The sequence below is a fragment of the Hymenobacter citatus genome (assembly GCF_014333615.1).
GTDB lineage: Bacteria > Bacteroidota > Bacteroidia > Cytophagales > Hymenobacteraceae > Hymenobacter > Hymenobacter citatus.
The window spans coordinates 58,912-83,422 of the sequence record NZ_JACSCY010000004.1 but is presented as its reverse complement, the minus strand read 5'-3'; the positions used below and the strand labels follow the sequence as shown (position 1 = coordinate 83,422).

Sequence of the window (24,511 nt, the reverse complement as noted above, 5' to 3'; positions counted from 1 at the left end):
TACTTAACAGCCGACTGCCCCAACCGCTTGCCAATAATCTCGTATTTTTGCGATACAAAGGGCGCTGAGCCGCGTGAGCTGCAGCGTCCGCACCTATGGGCTTAAAGATCTTGTTTACCATTCTGCTTGTTTTGCTGAATGGATTTTTTGTGGCAGCTGAGTTTGCGCTGGTGAAAGTGCGCAGCTCGCAGATTGAGCTGAAGGCCCAGGGCGGCAACCGCCTGGCTACCCTCACGCTGAGCATGCTGCAAAACCTAGATGCCTACCTCTCGGCCACGCAGCTAGGCATTACGCTGGCATCGTTGGCACTGGGCTGGATTGGCGAGAGCGTGGTATCGGATGTGGTACTGAGCATTTTGCATAGCTTGGGCATTGGCGTGAGCGACGTGACGGTACACACGTTTTCGGTGGTAGCCGCCTCGTTTATCGTCATCACGTCGTTGCACATCGTAATTGGCGAGCAGGCCCCCAAGGTACTGGCCATCCAGAAGCCCGAGACTATTTCGATGGCCATTGCCGCGCCGCTGCGTGGCTTTTACATCATCACATTTCCGCTGATTTGGGTGCTCAACAAGCTCTCCAACGCCGTGGCCGGCCTGTTTGGCGGACAAGTTTCGCACAGCTCCGAGGTGCACACCACCGAGGAACTGCGCCTGCTGCTCGACCAAAGCATGCAAAGCGGCGAGTTGCAGGACTCGGAGCACGAGCTGCTCGAAAATGTATTCGAGTTCAACGACCGCATGGTGAAGCAGATTATGGTGCCCCGCACCAAGATTGCAGCCATCGACATCAACGCGCCTCAGGATCAGGTACTGGAAATTGCGTACAGCGAAGGCTACTCGCGCATTCCGGTGTACGAGGATAGCATCGACAACATCGTGGGTGTGCTCTACGTGAAAGACTTGCTACAGATTGTGCGCCGTAGCGAGCCGATTGTAGTGTCGCGCATTATGCGGCCAGCCTATTTCGTACCGGAAACCAAGAAAATCAACCGCTTGCTGCGCCAGTTTCAGCGCAAGCACATGCACATGGCCATCGTGAGCGATGAGTTTGGTGGCGTGTCGGGTATTGTGACGATTGAGGACATCATTGAGGAGCTGGTAGGCGAAATCCAGGACGAGTACGACAACGAAGTGCCGGTGGTGGAAAAGGTATCGGAAAACGAATACCGCGTGAATACCGCCACACCCATCCCCGATGCCAACGAGTATCTCCCCTACCCTCTCCCCGAAGGTGACGACTACGAGACGGTAGGCGGCCTGCTGAACATGATCTACGGCAACATTCCCGACGTAGGCGACACGGCCATCCTCGACAACTACGAATTCCGGGTGCTGCAACGCTCCCGCCGCGCCGTAGAGCTGGTACAGCTTCGCGTAACGCGTCCGCAGGAGCTGGAGGAGACGGCCGAGGAGCTGGATTTGTAGGAAAAGTTGGCGAATAAGCCGTCCTGCTGAGCTTGTCGAAGCATCTCTACTGATAGTAATTATTTATGGTAGAGATGTTTCGACAAGCTCAGCAGGACGACCTTTTTATTTTATCTGGTTTTCTACCTTGAACCAACTTGCGTACTGCACATAGTTATCAGCCGTGCGCTGAATGGTAGCGCGCTGCTCGTCGGTCACGGGCTTGATTTTGCGGGCCGGAATGCCGGCGTAGAGGTAGCCCGGCTCGCACTGCGTGTTTTCCAGCACCACCGCGCCAGCCGCAATAATGCAGCCCGTGCCTACCACCGCGTGGTCCATCACGATGGCGCCCATGCCAATTAGCACGTCGTCTTCCACAGTACAGCCGTGCACGATGGCGCGGTGCCCAATGCTTACGCGGCTACCAATGACCGTAGCTGCCCGCTGGTAAGTGCAGTGAATCACCACACCATCTTGGATATTAGTCTGCTCGCCGATGCGGATGCTGTTCACGTCGCCGCGAATAATGGCGTTGAACCACACGGTACAGCGGGCGCCCAGCACCACATCGCCCACAATAGTAGCATTATCGGCCACGTAGCAGTCAGGACCAATTTCAGGTTGTTTTCCGCGAACAGGTAGGAGAAGCATAAGGAGTGGTGAGATGGTGAGTGGTGAGTAGTGAGATGGTACGTAAAAATACGGTTGTCATCCTGAACGCAGTGAAGGACCTTCTGCCAGTTGAACGAGTCGTTGGTACGCTTGTCGTTCTGGCGTGATAAGGTCCTTCGCAAGCTCAGGATGACCTTGCCACTCACCACTCACCACTTCACCGCGTCAGCATCCGTTTCCAGGTGCCTTTGGCTACGTTATACTTCACGGTGCTGGGTAGGGCCTGCCAGAAATACTTACTGGTTTCGACGGCGAAGCTGGGCTGCATGTAGCAGTTGATGGTGCAGCCTTCGCACTGGGGTAGGCGGCCTTCCAACGCGGCAAGGCGCTGCACTTCGGTGGAGTTGTAGAGGTCAAACAACCGGCCCTCTACCGGAAACTTCTGCTGGCCCAGATGGTAGCAGGGTAGCACCAGCTCGTTGCTGGGCGAGATAACCAGGGTAGTGCTGGCGGCACGGCACACGGGCGCGGCCACGTGGTTGCCGCCGTCGCGGCGGAGTTGAATGAAGGCCTCGTTGAGATACACACCTTTGCGACGACCAAAAGCGGAAAGGTAATCTAGCTCTTCAATCGTCAGCTGCTCGCCGGTGTCTACGCCGTTGTATTCAAAAGCTGGGTTCAGAATCAGCATCAGCTTGTTGGGCTGCGCGATGTCGCGGTACACGGCTTCCAGGTCCTTCAGGTTTTCGCGGAAAACGGTGAACAGAATATCCGGCCGCTCGCCCAACTCCCGTGCCACCCGGATGCTTTCCAGCACAAAATCGTAGCAAGCCACGCCCCTACCCCGGTCGTGCACTTCTTTCTCGGAGGCATCGAGAGAAAAGTGCAGCATGTCTACTTTGCCGCGCAGCCGCTCGGCGTATTTGGGGTAGAGCAGACAGTTGGTGGTGAGCGTGGTGATGAAGCCCATGTCGTGCGCCAGCCCCACAAACTCGTGTATCTGGCGATGCAGCAGCGGCTCACCACCCGTAAAATCCACCACCGACACGCCCAGCCGCTTCAAGTCGCGCAGGTTTTGCTCTACATCTTCCAGCTTGATATAGGGCGATGGCTTCTCCCAAATATCACAGAATGAGCACTTCGCATTGCACCGGTAGGTGACGTAATAATTGCACAGAACCGGATGACGAACAAGGCGCATAAGAATACGAAGGTAGATATTACCTGATACTACATGGCAAGCCTTGCAACCTTATTGGTTGCGGAAGGCTCTACCATTAACACCATCTATACTTAATTTCACATGAGACTATTAAAAATCGCCGCTATCCTCTTGAGCTTGTCCCTATTTTCTGCGTGCTCAAAAGAAGAAACTTCCCCTAAATCAGATTACATAGTATTTGGAGCCTTCTCCCAGGAGTGCTCTGGTGAATGCTTTAAAACATACAAGCTTGACAACGTGCAGCAACACTTGTATGAAGACACTATTCCTGCCTATCCACATCCGGACCGTCAAGGGAAGTACGCATTGAGGAGTCAAGCCTTATATGATCAGGTTAAGGGTTTATCGGACAAGATCCCAGCAAGCTTGCTAGCCATGCCAAATGGAGACGTCAACATTGTTGCGATACTTGATGCTTACACGTACTATGTGGAAATACAACAGGATGGGGAGAAAAGATATTGGTACATGGACGCTAACAAAGCGAATGTCCCTACCTCCCTGCATGCCTTTCATGATGAAGTGAAAGCCAGAATTGATCTATTGAGATAGTATAGAGCTTAATATAGCCTGCTGCTTAACAGAAGCTAATGTGGCAACTCCCCCCAGGCCGTATCCCAGCGCTTGGGGGTAGCAGCCAGCGCCTCAGGCGTGGCCGGCCCATAGTGCTCCATGTAATAGTCGCAGAAGGCTTTGAGCGGGCAGCGGGCGCAGTCAGGCTTGGTGTAGAGGCACACGCGCTGGCCGTGCCAGTAGTTATGCTTGTGAAAGTTGAGCAGTACGCGTGCATCCTGGGGCAGTTGCTCCAACAGCAGCTTGTGCGCCCGCTCCGCCGAAACCTTTGGCCCAATCATCCCTACCCGCTGGGCAATGCGGTGCACGTGCGTATCGACTGGCAATACGGGCTTTTGGAAGTTGAACAGCAACACCAGTGAGGCCGTTTTCAGGCCGATGCCGGGCATGTCGGTCAGCCACTGCAAGCCCTGTTCGGTGGGCCAGTCGGCCAGGAAATCCAGCGTAAACTCGCCCCGTTCGGCCTTGATGCGGCGCAGAATATCTTGGATGCGTGGCGCCTGCGTATCGGGCCAGCGCGTGGTACGGATGGCGTGGGCCAACTCGGGGGTAGGCGCGGCCAGCACGCCTTCCCAGTCGCCGAAGGTTTCCAGCATACGGGAGTAGGCCAGTTCCTCGTCGGCGTGCGTGGTGCGATGCGACAACACCGTGCTGATCAACTCGCGCATGGGTGTGCGCCGCGGGGTGGAGGATAATTCGCCGTAAAAATCGTTTAGGATCAGGTGGTTTTGCCAGGTTTTCTGGGCGGGCGAAAGCGGGGCGGCGTTGGTCATGTGCTTTCTACCCACAAGCGCCCCGCGGAGTTGCCTCCCTACCCCCAAAAAAAGCAGCGGCTTCCCTGGGTAGGAAAGCCGCCGACTGTAGTACCTGGCAACGCGAATTGTATTAGATAGTGCCTTTCTCGGCCGCTTTCTTCAATTTCTCATTGGCATAAATAGCCACTTCCACACGGCGGTTGGCGCTACGGCCGGCCTCCGTCGAGTTATCGGCAATCGGCTGCTTCGAGCCGTAGCCGGTCACCTGGAAGCGCGAAGCGTCTACGCCTTGGCTCTGGGTGTAATTAGCCACAGCCTGCGCCCGGCGCTGCGACAACGGGTTGTTGATGGCGTCGGTGCCAGTGTTATCGGTGTGGCCTTCTACCAGTACGTTGGTGTCGCCGTATTTTTTGAGGGTAGCAGCCAAGGTGGCAATGTTTTCCTGCGCGGCAGAGGTCAGCGTCGAAGAGTTCTTGGCAAACAAGATACCCGAGTCGAACGTGATTTTGATTCCTTCGCCTACGCGCTCCACGGTAGCACCGGCCATTTCACGCTTCAACTCGGCCGCCTGCTTATCCATGCGGCGGCCAATAAGAGCGCCCGCACCGCCACCCACAGCAGCGCCAATAATAGCACCGCCAGCGGTGCTGTTTTTACCACCAATTACACGGCCCAGCACGCCGCCCACCAGGGCACCACCACCGGCACCCAGCAGGCCACCCTTCGCGGTTTTACTCATGGGCTTTTTGGTGGTGGTTTGCGCTTCGGCGAAGTGGCTACCCAGCAAGAGCAACGCTAGCAGCAAAGAAAGGATGGAACGGGAAGTTTTCATGAAAATCAAATAAATGGGAGAGAATACGCACAGCACCGGACTGCTATGGGCCTATTGGCAACCACCTTGCCAAAATCCCCCTATTTGTTATGCCTTCAGCACAATTCTTAGTTGCTTTTTGATTATCAAATAATTGCCCTTTGGAGTCTTCTGGTTCGCCACTGCGCTAGCAGCGAAATACGGTATTTGATACCAACGCTAAAAGCAGAAGGACTACCCATCGTGGATAGTCCTTCTGCTGCTATTGCCCGCGAAGTATATTGCTGGGCTAGTTATTGCGACGGTTACGGCGTTCTTCCCGGCGCTGCTCGCGTTTTTTCTTATCGCGACTTTTGCCATAGAGCGAACCACCTATAGCGCCTACCCCAGCCCCAATGGCCGCGCCTTTGCCACCACCAATCAGGCCGCCACCTACGGCACCAGCACCAGCGCCTACGGCCGTGCTAGTCCGGCATTCTGTCATAAAAAAACAAGCGCCGGCAAGGGCGAGCAAACGTAACTTCTTCATGGTCTTGCTATCATAAAAGGCGCAAAAACGGCCTGAATGAGAAAAATTTAGGCTTTATAACGTAAGGCTACTACTTCAAGTTGAGGTATGCTCCTTTTTGCCGAACTCTTACACGCAAAAGGGCTACCCCGGTGTGGAGTAGCCCTTTGCCTTACGCTATAGTTGAGCTTACAGCGTGCCGTTTTCGGCAGCCTTTTTCATTTTTTCGTTGGCGAAAATGGCAATTTCTACGCGGCGGTTGGCCTGACGACCAGCTTCCGTCGAGTTATCCGCAATGGGCTGCTTCGAGCCGTAGCCGTTGGTAGTGATGCGCGAAGCATCTACGCCCTGCGTCTGCGTGTAGTTGGCCACGGCCTGGGCGCGGCGCAACGACAAGGGGTCGTTGATGGCGTCGGTGCCGGTGTTGTCGGTGTGGCCTTCTACCAGGATGTTGGTGTCGGGGTACTTCTTCAGGGTAGTAGCCATCTTCTGGATTTCCGTCATTGAAGCTGGACGCAGATCCGATTTGTTGGTATCGAACAGGATGCCCGAGTCGAAGGTCACTTTAATGCCTTCGCCCACGCGCTCTACCTTAGCGTTCTGCATATCGCGCTGTAACTCTTCGGCCTGCTTGTCCATTTTGCGGCCAATGAGGGCACCAGCACCACCACCTACGGCAGCACCAATAATAGCGCCGGCAGCTGTACCACCCGAGCCGCCGATTACGCGGCCGAGTACGCCACCTACTACAGCGCCGCCACCAGCACCCAGCAAGCCACCCTTAGTGGTTTTATTCATGCCGGTTTTGCGTGGGCCAGTGCCGTTGGCGTCCGGAATGTTGGGGTTGCGCGAAGTAGCGCACGAGCCCAAAAACAGCATCAGTGCCAGGCACAGCGAAATAATTGCGTTAGGAGATTTCATCAGTAGGAACTTTGGTGAAAAATGTAGGGAAAGAGAAACGATGGTTGTCCGGTGTTGGGTACTGTACTTCGGCCGAAAATGTTTGTTCGAAATTGCTTTCTATCTGTAAGGCTATCTAAGTCAAGCACCTCAACACAAAAAAAGCCTCTTCAACATGTGAATAATACAGTTGAAGAGGCTTTTTCAAAAAGCTTGCCGCTTTTGCCGGCAATTACTCTAACGGCGGGCTGCCGTCGCGGTTGCAGGCTCTGCCACTGCGGCAAGGCGTAGCAGGTGCAGCAAATCGGCCAGCTTCTGCTTCAGGTCTTTACGATCTACAATGAAATCGAGGAAGCCATGCTCCAACACGAACTCGGAGCTTTGGAAATCTTTCGGCAAGTCTTTGCCAATGGTTTCTTTGATCACGCGCGGACCGGCGAAACCAATGAGTGCACCCGGCTCGGCAATATTAAAATCGCCCAGCATGGCAAACGAGGCCGTTACGCCGCCCGTGGTGGGGTCGGTGAGCAAGGATACGTAGGGCACACCGGCTTCGGAAAGCAGGGCCAGCTTGGCCGACGTTTTGGCCATCTGCATCAGAGAGTAGCCGGCTTCCATCATGCGCGCGCCCCCCGATTTGCTGATCATCAGGAACGGGATGCGGTGCTGGCGGGCGTAGTCGATGGCGCGGGCAATCTTCTCGCCTACCACCGAGCCCATGGAGCCGCCAATAAATTTGAAATCCATGCAGGCAATCACCAGCTCGGCACCCTGGCTGCGGCCATACGCCGTGCGCACGGCATCGTGCAGGCCGGTGGCGCGCTCGGTAGCCGCCACGCGCTGGGGGTAGGGCTTGGTATCGACGAAGTGCAGCGGGTCGCCGGAAGTGAGGTCGGCGTCCAGTTCCGTAAACTGGTTGTCATCAAACAGCACCTCGAAATACTCGGCTGAGTTGATGCGGTCGTGGTGGTTGCAGTTGGCGCAGGTGTAGAGCAGGCGCTTGTGCTCGGCCATGGTGGCCACGGTTTTGCATTCCGGGCACTTGTACCACAAGCCGTCGGGGGTTTCCTTTTTTTCCTCCGTGGGCGTGACAATGCCTTTTTCTACGCGTTTAAACCAAGACATCAGGTAAAGATTGAGGGGCGGATACTAGCGTGTGACGACAAAGATACTACGCCGGGTGGCTACGGGCCGGATTTTTGGCCGGAAGAATTGCTTGGCTATTTCTAAAACTCAGACAGAAATTTAAGCTAACTATCTGACTTATAACGCTGTAATTAGCATCGAGCAAGAACAAAGATAGTCCGAAATTTGATTTGAGCCAGCCAGAAGAATTGGAAGTTGCCCCCGCAACTGGCTACCTTGCTACAGGGTAGGCCCTATCGGACTATTCCGTTACTCTTGCTGTTTCACCTACGTTTATTCCGTGTATAAATTCTCTTCGCTGACCTTAGCCGCGCTTGTAGTGGCTGCTTCTACTACCCTACCCAGCTGCGTAGCCTCCCGCAAATACGATGAATTGCAGGCTCGCCAAACCGCTACCCAGCAAGCCAAAGAAGATCTGGAAAAGCGCCAACGCCAGGCAGTGGCCGAGTTGCAGAAAGCCAACGACGAGCTGGCCCAACTGCGCCTCGACAAGAAGCGCCTCGTGAATGATTCTACGCAAACGGGCAACATCCTGCGCAAAACGCAGAGCCTGTATGGCGAGCTGAACGACTCGTACGACAAGCTGCTCAAGAACAGCGACCGGGCCATGGCCAACAAATCGGCCGACTACGACAAGGTAGCCAAGGACCTGGCCCGCCGCGAAGCCGAGCTAGGCGAGCTGGACGTGAACCTGAAAAAAAGCCGCACGCAAATCGACCAGCTGAATGCTGATCTGAAAACCCGCGAAGCCCGCCTGGCGGAGTTACAGCAGGCGCTGGCCGCCAAAGACAAAGCCGTGAACGACCTGCGCGCCAAAGTCAACAACGCGCTGCTCGGCTTCAAATCCAACGACCTGAAGGTGGAGTTGCGCAACGGCAAAGTATACGTGTCACTTTCGGAGCAACTGCTGTTCAAATCGGGCTCTACCAAGGTAGACCCCAAAGGCCAGGATGCCCTCAAAAAGCTGGCCCAGGTGCTACAGGAGCAACCCGATGTGAACGTGGTGGTGGAAGGCCACACCGACAATGTACCCATCACGCGTGGCACGGCCGGCATGCAGGACAACTGGGACCTGAGCGTGCTGCGCGCCACCGAAATTGCCCGTTTGCTCACCGTGAGCGGGGTAGCGCCCCAGCGCGTGACGGCCTCCGGCCGCTCGCAGTACCTACCCGTAGCCCCCAACGACAACGCCGCCGATAAAGCCCTGAACCGTCGCACGGAAATCATCCTCACGCCCAAGCTCAACGAGCTGTTTCAGATTCTGGATAGTAACTCGGCGGCGACTACTGGCGGGCAATAGTCCCATAGCTTCCTACCCTAAGCAAAAGGGCCAGCCTTCTCAGAAGGCTGGCCCTTTTGCTTAGCAGTCTTGCACTTACAGCGAAACGCTTACGCGGGCAAAGTAAAACGCGCCGTTGAAGCCAAACTGGTTGGCGCTGTATAAATAACGGCCTCGGTTGGAGTTGTCCAGCGAAGAACTATAGCTCAGATTGGGGTCAACTGAGAAATTGTTTGGGTCGTTGCGCGGATTCACGTAAATCTTGTCGGGATACACGTTGAACAGGTTGTTGGAGCCGATGGCCAGTCCTATTTGCTTGGTAATTTGCGCATTCAGCGTCAGGTCGGTAATCCATTTGGCTGAGAAGGTCTGGTCGAGGTTGGCGCGGGCCGGGTTGGCGTCGGCCGAGCGGATTTCGCCGAAGCGTACCGTGCGGGCCTCCACGCCGAAAATACCGCGGGTATACGCCGCCGACAGGTTGATTTTGCTGCGCGGGTTGCCGTATTCGAGGCGGGTGCGCTGTTGCCGGTCGAAGAGCGTGTTTTGCAGGTTGCCGGTGCCTACCGTCTGGTCGTTGTTGATGGTAGAGGACGTACTGTTGAAACTGGTCACTTCCGTTTTGTTGAAGTTGGCGGCGGCCGTCAGCGTCAGGCGGCTGTTCTCGCCCAAGGGCAGGCGCTCATTAGCCACAATATCAATGCCTTGGGTGCGGGTATTCACAGCATTGGCAAAGAACTGCACCCGGCTCACGTCGCGACCCGCCAGAATCTGGTCGACAATGGTAGGCGGCGTAACGGCTGGGTTACTTTTGGCAAACTGTGATGACAGCACAATCCGGTCGCGAATATCAATCTGGTAGGCGTCTACCGTCAGCGTGAACGTGCGGCCGATGCTGCTGGTCAGGCCCAAGCTATAGTTCTTCGACTTCTCTTGTTTCAGCGACCCTACCCCAAACCCACGCTGGCTCGGGTCATCAAAACTGTTGCGCACAATGGGGTTGTCGTTGTTGACGGTGAGCACCTGGTTGGGTAATCCACTGATAAACTGCGTGCTGGTGTTGGTGAAGTAGCGCTGCTGCAACGAGGGCGCACGGAAACCATTGCCAATGGAGCCGCGCACAGCCACCGTGCGCAAAATGCTGTAGCGGGCGCCCAACTGGCCGCTCACGTTGCCGCCAAAGTCGCTGTAGCGCTCGGCCCGGCCGGCCAAATGCACCAGCAGCTTATCCGTGATGTCGCTTTCAAAATCGAGGTAGCCCGCCACGTTGGTGCGGCCCTTGTTCACTTCGTCCTGGGGCTGATACCCTGGAAATACCTGAGCACCAGAGGCGGTAGGCGCACCGTTTATTCTGCGGCCGCCATTGATATACGAAGCGTACTCACCCTTGCCAATCAGGAAGTTATCGTACCGAAACTCGCCCCCGGCGGCTACGTTTAGGCTAGCCAACGGCCCCACATCCATAAAACGCCGCGATACGCTTAGGTTGGTAGTGTTTTGCAGAAACGCCAGTCGGCCCGCGTAGAAGTCCATGGGGTTCACAATGCCGGGTCCCTGGGGCAGGGAGGCATTCACGGAGTTGCTAACGTCGTAGCGCAACTCGTTGCGGCCGAAGGTGTTGCTCAGATCAACCGCAAAACCGCCGAATGTATTGCGCACGCCCACAATAGCCGACTGGTCGTAGATAGTAGTGTTGATGAAGGGTAGGTAGCCGTTTGGGAAGATGGTCAGGTCGCTCTGCGTGGCCTGGTTGGGTAGGCGGCTGAAGCCTGAGCCCTTGCCCGTGCGGTACGACGCGCCCCCCGATAGGTATACCTCATAGCCGCGCCCCAGACGGTAGGCCCCGTTTAGGAAGCCGCCAAAGTTGCGCGTGGCCGATTGTCCCACGCGCAGGTTTCGCCGGTCGTAGCCATTGGCTGCTACCAGCGCGTCGTCTTGCGCCTTGAGGGCGCGACGAGCCTCCTCCGTGTTGGCAGAAGCCGGGTAGGCCCCGCCGCTACCCAGGTAGATCAGTGGCGTCCGGTCGGCAAAGGAGCGGTCGGTGTAGCCACGATTCAGAAGCTGCCCACTCAGGTCCAGAAAGCCGCGCTTGTTCAGGCCAATGCCCACATTGATATCAACTTGCTCGGTTTTGCCGTCACTTTCCACCGTCTGGCCGTAGTAGCCGGTGCTGGTCACGCCCGTCGAGTCGTCTTTGAGCTGAATGTTGATAACGCCCGCAATGGCATCAGAGCCATATAAGGCTGAGGCACCATCGCGCAGCACTTCGATGCGCTTGATGCTGGCCGTGGGAATTACGTTGAGGTCGGTGCCCACCGAGCCCCTACCCACCGTACCGTTGATGTTTACCAAGGCCGAGTTGTGGCGACGCTTGCCGTTCACCAGCACCAGCACTTGGTCGGGACCGAGGCCGCGCAGACTGGCCGGATCCACAAAGTCGGTACCATCGGCAATAGCCTGCCGCGACGATTGAAAAGAAGGCGCCACGTAGGTAAGCACTTGGCTCACATCGGTCTGGGCAAAGGCTTTAATCTCGCGGGCCGAAATAACATCGACCGGTGCCGTGGTAAGGATGTTGGAACGACCCTCGGTGGCGCGTGAGCCGGTTACCACCACCTCGCTAAGGTCGGTGCTGGCGTCCTGCAAGCGGGCGTTGAGCACGGAGCGGCCATTTAATGGGATTTCCTGTGAGGTTTGCCCAATGGCCGAGAAAATGAGGGTAGCCGACGTAGGCACTGCCAGGCGGTAGCGGCCGTCCGCGTCGGTAGAGGTGCCGTTGCTGGTACCTTTTTCCAGCACCGTTACGCCGGGTAGGGCGGCACCGGTGGGGCCAGTCACGCGGCCGGTTACGGTCTGCGTCTGGGCCCACGCGGCGGCGGGCAACAGACTGGCACACACAATAGAAGTGAGTAAGGTTTGGCGCATATGGTTTCAAAAAGAGGGCAAAAAATGAGTGTAACTTCTGGCGAGCATTCAGCACAATGCCAACAACAATCTGCGAGGCCCTTAGCTACGGTTTCTGCTGTAGAACAGAATACTTTGCAGGATGTATAGATTTCGACGAAATAAGTATACTGCCTGCCTAATACGATAGTTGTAGCATCTGCCTAAATGCCTCAAGCGACCAGTGCACTAACACACGATTAGCCACTATGGCAGCACTTGCTTCTGCACCTATTTTGCGTTTGTAGATACTAGTTTCTGCACAACCGGTAGTGTTGCCTCCGCCCATTTTGCCATCTGCAAACCAGAATAATGTAGGCCATCGGGCGCAAACTGCGAGGCATCGTTAGTGGCGGCGCGCGTGAGGCCGGTAATGTCTACGAAGGCAATACCGGCCTGCTGGCACTCCTGTCGTGCCACCTCGTTGAACTGGTCGATTTCCTGTCCAATCTGTACCCGGTTTCGCCCTTGGGCGTAAGGCGTGTGTCCCCAGTCTGGGATGGAGAGTACAACTACCCGGCCGGGGCTGCCGCCGGCAAAGCGTGTAGCCGTTTGCAGCAGTTCGCGCAAACGAGGCCGATAGTCGGCGGCACGCTCGCCCTGGTACTGGTCATTGACGCCAATCAGCAATGACACCAGCCCGTAGGTACGCCGATTATCGGAGGCCGCCATGGCCCGTTGCAGGTCCTGGGTTGTCCAACCGGTGCGGGCAATAAGGTCGGGCGCGGCTACATTGGTGCCGTGCTGGCGCAGTTGCTGCGCCAGTTGCACACTCCAACGGGCCTGTTCAGCCACGCCCTCGCCAATGGTATAGGAATCGCCTAAGGATAAAAAACTGACTGTAGCAGCCGGCGCTGGTGGTACAGTTGGCGTGGGCGCTACATCGGTGTGCGTACAGGCCAATAAAGACAGGGATAGTAAAAACGCAATAATACTCTGCATGGTAAGGCTCCGGGTAGATGCTTCACCCGATTGTGCCAGATATACGTACTCGCTCCTGTTTCTAGATTACCATCTATGCCTCGCTACGCACTACGAAGGATAGCCACTGGCTCCGCTATCAGAGTAGAGTGCGCGTTTTTGTACATAAGTTTGTAGGCTTGCATGATGCCAATGATTAGCACTATTGTGAACATTGCAGCCACTAGCTGAGGATTATACAACCAGTATGGGTCGTGGTGCAGCAACTGCAATACAGCTTCCAGATTTAGAAAGTATGCAATGGACGTGAGCCCGTACAACCAGTATTTTTTTGTCAGGTAGCCGTACCCAGCCAGAAAAAGCAATGCTGCGTGCCAATACCGCTCGTGCATTTGTGTGTTGAAGTAACTAAATACTATGGGCAGCAAACCGCAGCTTAGCAACACCAACGCATACTGCTCCGCGCCCATCACGTGGCGGCGTACAAGCAGCCGCATTGTTTGCCGAAACAGCGGCCACAACGTTATTGCCGAAGCCATTGCGAACAGCAACAGTCCCCAATGCTTATAAGGATGGCCTGCAAAGCATAAAGTATCAGACACATTCATCAAGGAAGACGCCCAAGTCAGTAGATACCAAAGATTAAAAGCATTAAGTGAGATGTAAGGGTACCGGTCCCCGGCGCTGCGCGTGATCAGCCAAATCTGAGGCAGGTAGTTACGGTCGCCGCCCCAGATAAAGGGTAGTAAAATGATCAGTTGCAGCAGCGCGCTTGCTACTATTGTATATACCAGCACCTTTGGGGTCAGTTGCCAGTGCGGCAGTAGTACCAGCACCACAGGAGGAATGAAAATAACAGACTGTAGCTTCATGTTGAGCGCCAGCACGATCAGCACCCCTGCCACAACAGATCGACCTCGCAAGGCGGCTAACAGCGCCCCAAAGCATAGACAGGTGTAGATAGCATCTACCTGCTGCCAAGCCAGTGTATTATACAAGTATGCCACATTGAGCAGCAAGAACAACGATATCCATACTCCCTGTCGACGAGTGGATGCTAACGAAGCAACTAGCAGTGCGCCACCGAAATCAAAGAGCAGGGTTACCAGCTTAAGGTAATGCAAGTTGCGACAAATTGCCTCTGGGCTATCCAGCAACTTTCCAAACCCATATAATACATAATGGTACAGGGGCGGGTAATCATTACGCCACACCTTGTATACATTCGCCAGCCCATGCTCAGTCGCATACGACGACCATTGCCACCAACTATACCCATCTGCCTGATGGCGAGCGTCGCCACTCATCACCCACACTAGCAATAGCAAGAGCCCGTAGCAAGCCGCATCTTTCCACTTCCACCGCCAGCTACCAGCTATATAGCTTACTGGCCTTGCCTCTTGCATACATTTTTCATAGAATCCATAACTAATCATCCGGTAACAAAGCTACGCGCAAGTAGGCCCTTCTCCTACCTTCTCCAGCTAGATACAAGGAGCTTGCATGGCCCTTCTTCGCTGTAGCAACAGTACACAGCAGCGTCCTCTTAGACTTTCTCAACTAGATCGATGTACGTGATAAGTTGGATTCAAAGCGCCTAAGTGATGGGCCGCCGGTGAGCAGTGGCACTTGTTCTTAGCGCAATCACGATAAAAGGAATGTAAACAGCTTCTCCAGCCCGCAGGATTACAACTAACCCTACGCCATGATGACAGCAGGAGGCATCTGCTACAAGCGTGAAGAGGCACGTTATTTTGTCTATTGCAACGTTACTAGCTATAGTGCTTCAAGAGCCTATTAGTATGGCTGTAACAACTCTATTCTACACTAGCAACCAAGGGGTTACTTACTCTGTTGCTGCCTTGTATTGATGATGTTAGACTCGCCCACATACGCCGTACAGGAGCAATTCGGTAGATTTCCGCAATAGCCCATACAACGCTAACCGTAAACATCGTAGCGTTTAACCAAGCGTTAAATAGCAATGTCCCATAGTTCTTGAGTTCTAAGAAGCGTAGAATGGCCTCCAACTGAATAGTATAAGCCACTGATACTAATATCAGCAATTGATAACGCCCCGTCAGGAATCCGTAGCCACCCAAAAACAGTACAGCCGCATGCCAATATCGCTCGTGCATTTGCGTATTCAAGTACGTGAAGAGCAGCGGGATGGTAGCACAGCTGATCAGCACTAGAGCTTGTTCCCGCACAACGTATTGTTGTCGCTTCTGCCGGAAAGCCATAAGACACAACAATAGCAAGGGTAGCAGAGCTATTGCCGAGCACAACATAAAAAGGATAAGTCCCCACTGGCGATACGTTAGGCCTAAAGCACCTACTGTGGTATCGTCCCAGGCAGATATCAACGGAAATGGGCCGTCTGGTGCAATAAACGTCCATAAGTTACGGGCACTCATGGAGATGAATGGATACATATCAGCGGCATGCAGGTTGATTTCCACCAGCCGTGGCCAGCCACTGCGCTCAGCCATCCACACAAAAGGCGTCAAGATAAGTAGTTGCAATACTACTGCTGCACCTATGGCCTGCCCTATTACGATACCACGGGTACGCAATAAAGGCAACCAAAGAAAGAATAGAGGCGGCAGAAATATAATGGCCTGCGGTTTGACATTAAAAGCAATTACATACGCTAATACGCTCAGGGTGATGTTTTTACGCAATGCCAGCACTACTGCTAATGCTGCAAAGAAGGTTAGAATAGCATCTATCTGCTCCCACACCAGCGTGTTGTAGAGGTACCCAATATTAAACAGCAGTAGTAATGATAGCATAAACCGGCGTTGACTACCCGGTGTAGCCAGTGCCGCAAGCATAATAGCCCCCGCAAAATCAAACAAAAGAGTGAAAGCCTTCAGCGCGTGCCGATACCGCTGGATCTTTTCTGGCGTGCCTACCAGCTTACCGTAGGCCCACAATACATAATGATAAAACGGATTGTAGTTGTTACCAGGATGCTCGTAAGCATTTCGTAAACCCTGGTCATGGATGTGCGTGCCCCATCGAACCCAACACCCTACATCTCCTTCAAAACCAGCTCGAGGCACTAGTAACAGGAGCATAATAAACAGCATGGCATACAGCCATATGTGCGGGTATATTTTTTTCATAACCATTGCTCAAATATAGAAGGTCGTGTTGTCTAATGCTGTTTAGCGTTAGACAACACGACCTTCTATTAGCCTTCCTAGCCTACGAAAAGGAAACTTACAGATTCAATATTGATAGCATAAGAAGCTGCCTGGGAAGCTTTCAAATGCAAAAGGGCCGTCATGCTTCGACAAGCAGATGTTAGATCACGCATGACGGCCTGACGACTTCCTGAACCGGTTTTAAGGTAGTTTGCTAACAAAGTCACTTATCACGTACTTGTTTCTCCCCCTATTTCCACCACCCCGATACATACGGTGCTTGCACCGCCTCTACCCGCTCGCCGGGCCGGGGTAGTAGCAGTGCTACGCCAGCCGTGGTAGCAGCTTGCTGCACTTCCTCGACGGGGGCGGTCCAGGCGTGGTAGGCCAGGTTGAAGGTACCCCAATGGATGGGCAGCAGCGCCCGGCCGCGTAGGGCTTGGTGGGCGGCTACGGCCACGGTAGGGCCCATGTGCACGTCGGCCCAGTCGGGGTCGGCGGCGCCTATTTCCAACATGGCCAGGTCGAAGGGGCCGTAGGTGTCGCCTATTTGCTGAAAGGCGGCGGCAAACGGGCCGGAGTCGCCGCCGAAGAACGCGCGGTGGGTAGGCCCCCGCAGCACCCACGACGCCCACAGTGTGGCATCCTGATCGAGGCCGAGGCGACGGCCGGAGAAGTGCCGGGCGGGCGTAGCCACCAGCGTAAAATCGGGTGCTAACGCCACTTCCTGCCACCAGTCCTGTTCCGTAATCTTATCGGCGGCCACGCCCCAGCGACGCAGGTGCTGCCCTACCCCTAAGGGGCAGAAGAACGGTACGCCCGTGCGCGCCAGCGCCCGTATGGCGATGGGGTCGAGGTGGTCGTAGTGGTCGTGGGAGAGGAGCACGCCATCCAGCGGCGGTATCTGTGGCAGGGGTAGCGGGTTGGGGAAGAAGCGCTTCGGTCCCATAAAATTGACTGGCGAACTGTAGGAGCGCCACACCGGGTCGGTCAGGAAGCGGCGGCCGTCGATTTCCAGCAGTACCGTGGAGTGCCCCAGCCAGGTAGCCCGCAACGCGTCTGACGGCACGGGCTGAGCCAGCGCGGCCACATCCACCGAAAAACCGGCCAATGGCGGCTTGGGCACGCGCTGCTCCTTGCCAAAGAGCCAGCGTCGGGCCATCTGCCAGTAGCTACTGGCCGTCGACATAGAGGTGGGTAGGGCGTTGTGGTAGCGCTTGCCGTCGAAGCGGGAGGAGATTTTCATAGTATGACGTAATCAGCCGATCAGGAAAAGCAGAACGTCACTTCGACCAGCGGAAAACTCTCGCGTGCTGGTCGAAGTGACGTTCTGTTTGAACGGGTAGGGAAGTAGACGATTCGCTACCCGTTATATTTTACCGACAGGCTGTTTGCCCTGCCCCTACCCAATGGCCTGGCCCAGGTCTTCCAGCAGATCCTCAATGTCCTCGATGCCCACGCTTAGGCGAATAAGCGAGTCGGAGAGGCCGGCTTTGCGACGCTCCTCGGCCGGAATACTAGCGTGCGTCATGGTAGCGGGATGACCGGAGAGGCTTTCTACCCCGCCTAGGCTTTCGGCCAGGGTGAAGAGTTTCAGCTTTTCCAGCACGGCAATGGCGTCTTCCTGCTTGTCGCCTTTCAGTACAAAGGAAATCATGCCCCCGAAATCGCGCATTTGCTTGGCGGCCACTGCATGGTTGGGGTGCTCGGGGAATCCCGGCCAAAACACCTTTTCTACCTTCGGATGCGCTTGCAGGTACTCGGCCACGGCCCGGCCGTTTTCACAGTGGCGCTGCATGCGCAGGTGCAGGGTTTTGAGGCCGCGCAGCACCAAGAAGCAGTCCTGGGGGCCGGGCGTGCCGCCGCAGGAGTTTTGCAGGAAGGCCAGGCGTTGCTGTAGCGCGTCGTCGTTTACTACCAGGGCACCCATCACTACGTCGGAGTGGCCGCCCATGTACTTGGTGAGGGAGTGCATCACAATATCGGCACCCAGGGCCAGCGGGGTTTGCAGGTAGGGCGTCGAGAAGGTGTTGTCGACTACCAGCAGGGCGCCGGCCTCGTGGGCTACCTCGGCGGCAGCTTCGATGTCGATGATGTTGAGCAGCGGATTGGTAGGCGTTTCCACCCAAATCAGCTTGGTCTTATCCGTCACCTTTTCGCGCACGGCCGTCATGTCGTGCATCGGCACAAAGTGAAATTTGATGCCCAGCGGCGCAAACACTTTGGTGAAGATGCGGTAGCTGCCGCCGTAGAGGTCGTTGGTGGAAATCACCTCATCGCCGGGTTGCAGTAGCTTGATGATACAGTCGACCACGGCCATGCCCGAGGCGAAGGCCAGCCCGTGCTTGCCGCCTTCCAGCGCTGCCACCGCATCTTGCAGTTGCGAGCGGGTAGGGTTGTGCGTACGCGAGTACTCGTAGCCCTGGTTTTGGCCGGGCGAGGTCTGCACGTAGGTGGAAGTCTGGTAGATGGGCGTCATGATGGCGCCGGTGGCCGGGTCGGGGTGCACGCCGGCGTGGATGGCTTTGGTTCCGAATTTCATATTGTAGTGGGGTGGACAGGAGAAGCAAACACCCTAAAAGGGCGTGCTCAAAGGTAAAAGGACGCGGGCACTTGCCTGGGCCTCACCACAACATCCAGTTTTCTCTATAGTAGTTAACTATCAAGTAGCTATCTTGTTGGCAAAATTCAATTTCATTCTTTCTCCATTTTTATTCTTTATGAAAAAAATCTTACTCCTATTGCTTACCCTCTGCACGGGCCTGGCCGCCTCCGCGGCCGATGCGCCACCCGATGCTGAGGCCGCCCGGCGCAAATTTGTTATCGACTCGCTGCAAGCCACGCTGCACTACCAGCAGGGCCGCATCACGCTGCCCGGCGGGGTAGGCGAGCTGACCGTGCCGCAGGGTTTCCGCTACCTCGACTCGGCCCAGAGCCGCCACGTGCTCACCGATTGGTGGGGCAACCCCAAACAAGAGTCGCTGGGGATGCTGGTGCCGGCCGCCTATGGCCCGCTGGATGAGAAAAGCTGGGCCTTTATTATCCGCTACGAGTCGATGGGCTATGTAAAGGACGATGACGCCGATAAAATCAACTACGACGACCTGCTGGAGGAAATGCAGGGCGACGTGGCCGATGAGAACGAGGAGCGTACCGAGGCCGGCTACGAAACCGTGCAACTCCTGGGCTGGGCCGCCAAGCCCTACTACGACAAAGACAAAAACGCCCTGCACTGGGCCAAGGAATTGCAGTTTGGCGACGAGCCCGAGCATACCCTCAACTACAACCTGCGCCTGTTGGGTCGCAAGGGCGTGCTGGTGCTCAACGCCGTGGGCACGCCCGCGCAGCTAGCCGAAATCCGGGGCACTATCCCTACGGTTATCGATGGGGTAGCCTTCGCTAAGGGCCTGCGCTACGCCGATTTTAGCCCCGGTATTGATGAGGTAGCCGCTTACAGCATTGGTGGCCTGGTAGCGGGCAAGGTGCTGGCTAAAGTGGGCTTCTTCGCCGTGATTCTGAAGTTTGGCAAGGTCATCCTTATCACCCTGCTTAAGTTCTGGAAGGTAGCGCTGGGCTTGCTGGCCGGCGCCTGGACGGCCATCCGGCGCTTTTTCGGCGCCAAAAGCAACGACGAGCAACTGGCCCTCGACACAGGCGAAACGCCACCATCGGAACCAGAAGCGTAGCGACACGCGCTACAAATCCGTAAGAGCAAACAGGCTGGTAGTTTTGCCAGCCTGTTTTTCTTTGCCTATGCTCTCTACCCTGAAAGCGTTGTTCCGCACCAACGCGTCTTCGCTGCTGTCTATGTTTTTGCTGGTAGTGCTACCCGTAGTGGGTAGCTCGGCCGTTACGTACCTGTTGTATGAGCATCAGGAGTTGCTGCGCGACCTTTCTCTACCCCAAATGCTGCTGTATTTTGGGCTAATGGTACTGGTATTGGCGTTTTCGCTGGTGCACTCCACGGTAGCGGTGCTGCTCACGGGTTTTTTCCTGGGCTGGTCCGGCTTGCCAGGTACCATCGTCGCCTATGCGCTGGCGGCGCTGCTGGGCTACGAGCTGGCTACCCGCCTCGACCAAGGCAAGCTGCTCCGCTTTGTGCATTCTTTCCCAAAGGCCGAAGCCATTATGCAGGAGTTGCGCCACCAGAGCTGGCAGCTGATTCTGCTGGTGCGCCTGGCCCCTGTCCTACCCTTCGCCCTCATGACCTTTGTGCTAGCCATCCTCGGCGTAGACCGCACCCGCTTTCTGAGTGCCAGCGTGCTTGGCATGCTACCGCGCAGCCTGTTCTTCTACTGGATAGGCACCCAGGCCCAGGATGCACTCTCGCTGCTGCACAACCCCGACACCGGTACTACCGGCAAAATTCTGGTACTGGTGCTGCTGGCCGTAGCTGCGCTGGGTCTTTACTACGTTTTCAACCGGGCCGTACAGCGCGCTTTAAACAGACAAGTGGAAAAACACGAAAATTATTAAATCTGAAAATCAGTTGCTTGCATATTTTCTTGCCTTTTTTCTCCTGTAAAATGCGACTCAGCTTGTTTTTCGGAAAAATCTGCTGTTATCTTTGCACACCGTAACAGGAAAACGGTCGCGTAGCTCAACTGGATAGAGCACCTGACTACGAATCAGGAGGTTTGGGGTTCGACTCCCTACGCGACCACAAGAAAAGGCCCTCAGAGCAATCTGAGGGCCTTTTTTATTCAGTAGGCAACAGTTTCGGTTCAACTTTGCCTAGAATGAGAATACGTTAGTTGCTACTCGCAATGAGGCGCTGCACATGTCGGTGCAGGCTCTCGGGCAGCAGGTTGTGGTGCAGGCCAACAAGATTTTTCTCCCAGGGCACATAGAGCGGTTGGTATTGCATTTCCGCTGGCTGCCATACTGGGTCTAGTTGCATGGCCACTTGCGCTAGCTGCTCACGTAGATCGGCCCACTTTAATGACGGTTGGCCTGGTGCATCTGGCAGCAACAGCCGCAAGCGTAATAATTGCATTACCGCCTGAGAAAACAAACGTAGGTGCTGCTGCTCCTGCGTACTAAAATGCCGCTCGTAGCGCCCAATCAGGCACAGGGTACCAATGTTGTATCCTGCATCCGTTTGCAGCGGCTGGGATACGTAGAAACGCATTTGATAGTCCCGTACTAGCTTCAACTGCGCAAGTTGGGGAGCATCGCGCGGCAGGTCGGCGTAGATGGTCATATCGTTTTGCATGACGGACTGGGCGCAAACGCTTTCCTGCCGGGCCACCCGGTTGGGTCGGGGCATGCCAGAGTTTGCTTTAATCCACATCTGCTCGGCATCAATGAGGGCGATGAATACGATAGGCACCTCGAACTGCCGGGCTACCAGATGGGCTACCTCGTCGAACACTGCATCCGGCGTTGCTTTAAGCGAGAGGTAGGGTTGCAAGGCAAGCAGCCGGGCCTGCTCGCTTTGCGGCGTAGGAGTGACGGGCATATGCTCTATAAGACAGCAAGTGGATAAGTCAAGCAACGCACTAGGCTACAACAATATACGAAGTTTATTAACCAAGCTCAACTGTACGAGAAGTTGAAGTGCATCGGGCTGCCTATGCAAACAACTCCACGGCAGCAAGCATGACAAGCCAACCGGTGTCCGACAGGTTGAAGTCAATTTCGGAATCTACCGCATGACACAAAAAAACTGAGCGGCTGTAAATAACTAGTGTCCAATGCAATACAGTTGCACCTCATCCTCTGATAAACTTACATCTCTTATTTTTAATTAGATTAAGTATAAATAAACAGATTCTGCTTGTAGCTTTGCGGCTCAACCTACCGCCTCTTCTATGAGCACACCGTTTCCTTTCCTGTACCGCGCTTTCGGCATTTTCGTGTTTCTTTTCAGCAGCTTCATTAGCAACGCCCAAACCGGCACAGTGCAAGGCCGCATCACAGATGGTAATGGCCAACCTACGGCTGGTGTTTCGATAGGGCTGCAGGGCACGTCGCTGGGTATGAACACCGATGCCGACGGTGATTTTCGGCTTGCTAATGTGGTGCCTGGCACCTACACGCTGGGGGTACGTATGGTAGGTTTTGTGACACAGGAACGCGTGGTGACGGTAGGGGCCGACCAAACCGTGACGGCCAACTTTGTGCTGAACCCATCGAACCAGCGCTTGCAGGAAGTAGTCGTGACGGGTGAGCACGACCGTTATAACCGCAACAAACCCTCGGAGTCGTTGCGGCTGGGCGAGCCGCTGCTAGAGGCTCCGCAGAACATTCAGGTAGTAACCAGCAAGCTGCTGGCCGATCAGCAGATCTTCAATCCTACGGAGGGCGTGACGCGCAACGTGAGCGGCGTGGTAGCCCCCGGTCACTGGAACAACGTGTATGCCCGCATCACCATCCGCGGGTTTAACTCGGGCTTTGGCTCGCTGCGCAATGGCATGAATGTGGGCAACTACTTCGGGCCGCTGATGGAGGATATGTCGTTTGTAGACCGGATTGAGTTTGTGAAGGGCCCCGGCGGGTTCTTGATGGCCAATACTGAGCCTGGCGGTTTTTACAACGTGGTGACCAAAACACCTACCGGCACGGGCCGCAAATCTGTAGGCCTCACGCTGGGCAGCTTCGGCACCTACCGCGCTACCACCGACATCGACGGCAAGCTCAGCAACGACGGCAAGCTGCAATACCGCCTCAACCTAATGGGCCAGACCAGCGACTCCTACGCCGGTTACGAGTTCAACAACCGCGTGGCCCTGGCACCCTCCCTGCGCTACCAGCTCGACGAGCGCACCACCATCACGGCGCAGTATACCTACCAACGCTCCCAGTTTTCGCAAGCCGGCAACTACCTGTTCTCGCCTGATGGCTTCAAGTCCGTGTCGCGCAACGTGTCCATATACGACCCGTTGATGGGCAAATCAAACGTGAGCGACCATAGTTCCTTCCTGACTGTGGAGCATCAGTTCAATGACAATTGGAAGGTGACGGGGCAGGTTTCCTACCTCTCCTACAAGATGCGCGGCCTGTCGACGTGGGTGGCTGATAGCTCGTTTGTGCCTACCCCTACCCGCTCCAAACGCCTAATTGGCCCGAACGTGCTGCAACGCTCGGTGAGCAGCTACGACGTAGACAACACCAGCACCCTAGGCCAAGTGTTTGTGAACGGCAACGTGACGACTGGCCCCATCCAGCACCGCATCATTGTGGGCTTCGATGCCTCTAGTCGTACGATGCTGCTTTTGCCCAATATGGCACCATGGCCCTCGACCTGGGCCGCCTCGACGACCCCACCTACACGCAGTACCCTACCTCGGCGCCGGCTACCCTGGGTACTCCCAACCGGGCGCAGAGCCTGAGCCGTAGCGGACCATATAAAGGCTTCATTCGCTACGCTGGCGCTTACGTGCAGGACGAGCTGGGCTTCTTCGACAACCGCCTGCGCCTAACGCTGGCTGCCCGCTACTCCAACAACTACAACGTGCGCTCCCGCGCCCAGGATGATGTAGTGACGCCCCGCGTGGGCCTGAGCGCCACGGTGGCCCCCAATACTTCTGTGTATGCTCTGTACGACCAGTCGTTTATCCCGGTGGCGGGGGTTGATATCAACAACGTGCCCTTCGACCCGCAGCGGGGCCGCAACACCGAGGTAGGCGTGAAGCGCAACTGGATGGACGGCCGTTTCTCGTCGACCGTGACGGCCTTCAACATCACCAAAACCAATGTACTGGCGCCCGACAACAACCGGGCAAACCTGGAGCGCAACCCCAACTCGCAGATTCAGGTAGGCGAAGTTCGCTCGCGTGGCGTGGAAGTTGACCTGACCGGCGAGCTGCTGCCCGGCCTCAACGCGGTGCTGAACTACGCCTACCTGGACCCCGAAGTGACCAAGGACAACCCGCGCCGCAACATCGCCGGCGACATTGTGGCGCCCAGCAACCAGGGCCGCAAGCTGGGCGGCGCGGCCAAGCACACCAACAACGGCTGGCTCACCTACCGCTTTCAGCAGGGCGCCTTGCGCGGTTTTGGTCTCTCGGGTGGCTACCAGTGGCAGCTCGACCGCTACGCCGGTTTGGGTGGCGTGGGCCTACTGCTGCCCGACAGCTACTTCCGGCTGGATGGCGGCATCTCGTGGCAGAACGAGCGCATGAACGTGAACCTGCTGGTGAACAACCTCACCAACCGCTACAACTACAACGGCGCCAGCTACTACGCGGGCACGGCCACCACGGGCGCCTTCTACTCCTGGCAGGCCGAGGCACCCACCAACTTCCGCCTGAACATCGGCTACAACTTCTAACCGCTAACCCC

The 24,511-nt window shown here is 55.9% G+C and carries 21 protein-coding genes and 1 tRNA gene; 8 read left to right on the top strand and 14 right to left on the bottom strand.

What is annotated here, in order from left to right; translation table 11 throughout:
* The first annotated feature begins 95 nt into the window (after window positions 1-95).
* Complete coding sequence (locus H8B15_RS06630) at window positions 96-1,427, top strand: hemolysin family protein (protein ID WP_187318893.1); 1,332 nt, start codon at window positions 96-98, stop codon at window positions 1,425-1,427.
* Window positions 1,428-1,532: 105 nt separating this feature from the next.
* On the opposite strand, the gene H8B15_RS06625 is transcribed toward H8B15_RS06630, so the two are convergent.
* The gene (locus H8B15_RS06625; protein WP_187318892.1) at window positions 1,533-2,057 is read right to left on the bottom strand and encodes a gamma carbonic anhydrase family protein; all 525 of its coding nucleotides are present in this window, start codon (window positions 2,055-2,057) and stop codon (window positions 1,533-1,535) included.
* Between the two features lie 178 nt (window positions 2,058-2,235).
* Window positions 2,236-3,219, bottom strand: coding sequence for a radical SAM protein (locus H8B15_RS06620; RefSeq protein ID WP_187318891.1), 984 nt, complete (start codon window positions 3,217-3,219; stop codon window positions 2,236-2,238).
* Between the two features lie 102 nt (window positions 3,220-3,321).
* Between H8B15_RS06620 and H8B15_RS06615 the strand changes: the two genes are divergently transcribed.
* Window positions 3,322-3,792: a hypothetical protein gene (locus tag H8B15_RS06615; RefSeq protein WP_187318890.1), complete on the top strand. Its 471-nt coding sequence runs from the start codon at window positions 3,322-3,324 to the stop codon at window positions 3,790-3,792.
* Between the two features lie 35 nt (window positions 3,793-3,827).
* Here the strand turns inward: H8B15_RS06615 and H8B15_RS06610 are convergent, their stop codons facing one another.
* From H8B15_RS06610 to accD, 5 genes are all read right to left on the bottom strand, one after another.
* Window positions 3,828-4,586 carry an endonuclease III domain-containing protein gene (locus H8B15_RS06610; protein WP_187318889.1) on the bottom strand — a complete coding sequence of 253 codons (759 nt, stop codon included), beginning with the start codon at window positions 4,584-4,586 and terminating at the stop codon, window positions 3,828-3,830.
* A gap of 112 nt (window positions 4,587-4,698) precedes the next feature.
* Complete coding sequence (locus H8B15_RS06605) at window positions 4,699-5,400, bottom strand: YiaD family glycine zipper/OmpA-like lipoprotein (RefSeq protein ID WP_187318888.1); 702 nt, start codon at window positions 5,398-5,400, stop codon at window positions 4,699-4,701.
* A gap of 268 nt (window positions 5,401-5,668) precedes the next feature.
* Window positions 5,669-5,863, bottom strand: a complete 195-nt coding sequence (locus tag H8B15_RS06600) for a YMGG-like glycine zipper-containing protein (RefSeq protein WP_187318887.1) — start codon at window positions 5,861-5,863, stop codon at window positions 5,669-5,671.
* Window positions 5,864-6,076: 213 nt separating this feature from the next.
* A complete protein-coding gene (locus H8B15_RS06595; protein WP_187318886.1) occupies window positions 6,077-6,808 on the bottom strand; it encodes a YiaD family glycine zipper/OmpA-like lipoprotein in 732 nt (243 codons plus the stop codon).
* 216 nt (window positions 6,809-7,024) lie between these two features.
* Window positions 7,025-7,912, bottom strand: coding sequence for an acetyl-CoA carboxylase, carboxyltransferase subunit beta (accD, locus tag H8B15_RS06590; protein WP_187318885.1), 888 nt, complete (start codon window positions 7,910-7,912; stop codon window positions 7,025-7,027).
* 301 nt (window positions 7,913-8,213) lie between these two features.
* On the opposite strand from accD, the gene H8B15_RS06585 reads away from it, so the two are divergent.
* Entirely contained in the window at window positions 8,214-9,233 is a 1,020-nt protein-coding gene (locus H8B15_RS06585) for an OmpA family protein (RefSeq protein ID WP_343069135.1), read from the top strand.
* A gap of 75 nt (window positions 9,234-9,308) precedes the next feature.
* Here the strand turns inward: H8B15_RS06585 and H8B15_RS06580 are convergent, their stop codons facing one another.
* The 6 genes from H8B15_RS06580 to H8B15_RS06555 form a co-directional block, all read right to left on the bottom strand.
* The gene (locus H8B15_RS06580; RefSeq protein ID WP_187318884.1) at window positions 9,309-12,134 is read right to left on the bottom strand and encodes a TonB-dependent receptor; all 2,826 of its coding nucleotides are present in this window, start codon (window positions 12,132-12,134) and stop codon (window positions 9,309-9,311) included.
* Between the two features lie 249 nt (window positions 12,135-12,383).
* The gene (locus H8B15_RS06575; RefSeq protein WP_246455336.1) at window positions 12,384-13,055 is read right to left on the bottom strand and encodes an SGNH/GDSL hydrolase family protein; all 672 of its coding nucleotides are present in this window, start codon (window positions 13,053-13,055) and stop codon (window positions 12,384-12,386) included.
* 122 nt (window positions 13,056-13,177) lie between these two features.
* Window positions 13,178-14,380 (bottom strand): glycosyltransferase 87 family protein, encoded by a 1,203-nt coding sequence (locus tag H8B15_RS06570; RefSeq protein WP_187318882.1) that lies wholly within the window; start codon window positions 14,378-14,380, stop codon window positions 13,178-13,180.
* 510 nt (window positions 14,381-14,890) lie between these two features.
* Complete coding sequence (locus H8B15_RS06565; protein WP_187318881.1) at window positions 14,891-16,204, bottom strand: hypothetical protein; 1,314 nt, start codon at window positions 16,202-16,204, stop codon at window positions 14,891-14,893.
* Between the two features lie 271 nt (window positions 16,205-16,475).
* Window positions 16,476-17,471 carry an MBL fold metallo-hydrolase gene (locus H8B15_RS06560; protein ID WP_187318880.1) on the bottom strand — a complete coding sequence of 332 codons (996 nt, stop codon included), beginning with the start codon at window positions 17,469-17,471 and terminating at the stop codon, window positions 16,476-16,478.
* A gap of 156 nt (window positions 17,472-17,627) precedes the next feature.
* A complete protein-coding gene (locus tag H8B15_RS06555) occupies window positions 17,628-18,767 on the bottom strand; it encodes a cystathionine gamma-synthase (protein WP_187318879.1) in 1,140 nt (379 codons plus the stop codon).
* Between the two features lie 178 nt (window positions 18,768-18,945).
* On the opposite strand from H8B15_RS06555, the gene H8B15_RS06550 reads away from it, so the two are divergent.
* From H8B15_RS06550 to H8B15_RS06540, 3 genes are all read left to right on the top strand, one after another.
* The gene (locus H8B15_RS06550; RefSeq protein WP_187318878.1) at window positions 18,946-19,911 is read left to right on the top strand and encodes a DUF2167 domain-containing protein; all 966 of its coding nucleotides are present in this window, start codon (window positions 18,946-18,948) and stop codon (window positions 19,909-19,911) included.
* A 67-nt stretch (window positions 19,912-19,978) separates the two neighbouring features.
* Entirely contained in the window at window positions 19,979-20,701 is a 723-nt protein-coding gene (locus H8B15_RS06545) for a TVP38/TMEM64 family protein (RefSeq protein ID WP_187318877.1), read from the top strand.
* Between the two features lie 113 nt (window positions 20,702-20,814).
* Window positions 20,815-20,888 (top strand) — tRNA-Arg (locus H8B15_RS06540).
* Window positions 20,889-20,975: 87 nt separating this feature from the next.
* Here the strand turns inward: H8B15_RS06540 and H8B15_RS06535 are convergent.
* Window positions 20,976-21,686, bottom strand: coding sequence for a GAF domain-containing protein (locus H8B15_RS06535; RefSeq protein WP_187318876.1), 711 nt, complete (start codon window positions 21,684-21,686; stop codon window positions 20,976-20,978).
* 352 nt (window positions 21,687-22,038) lie between these two features.
* Between H8B15_RS06535 and H8B15_RS06530 the strand changes: the two genes are divergently transcribed.
* Together H8B15_RS06530 and H8B15_RS06525 are read left to right on the top strand one after the other, a co-directional pair.
* A complete protein-coding gene (locus H8B15_RS06530) occupies window positions 22,039-23,559 on the top strand; it encodes a TonB-dependent receptor (protein ID WP_187318875.1) in 1,521 nt (506 codons plus the stop codon).
* Window positions 23,460-24,500, top strand: coding sequence for a TonB-dependent siderophore receptor (locus tag H8B15_RS06525; RefSeq protein WP_187318874.1), 1,041 nt, complete (start codon window positions 23,460-23,462; stop codon window positions 24,498-24,500). Before H8B15_RS06530 ends, H8B15_RS06525 begins: the two co-directional genes overlap by 100 nt.
* Window positions 24,501-24,511: the final 11 nt, after the last annotated feature.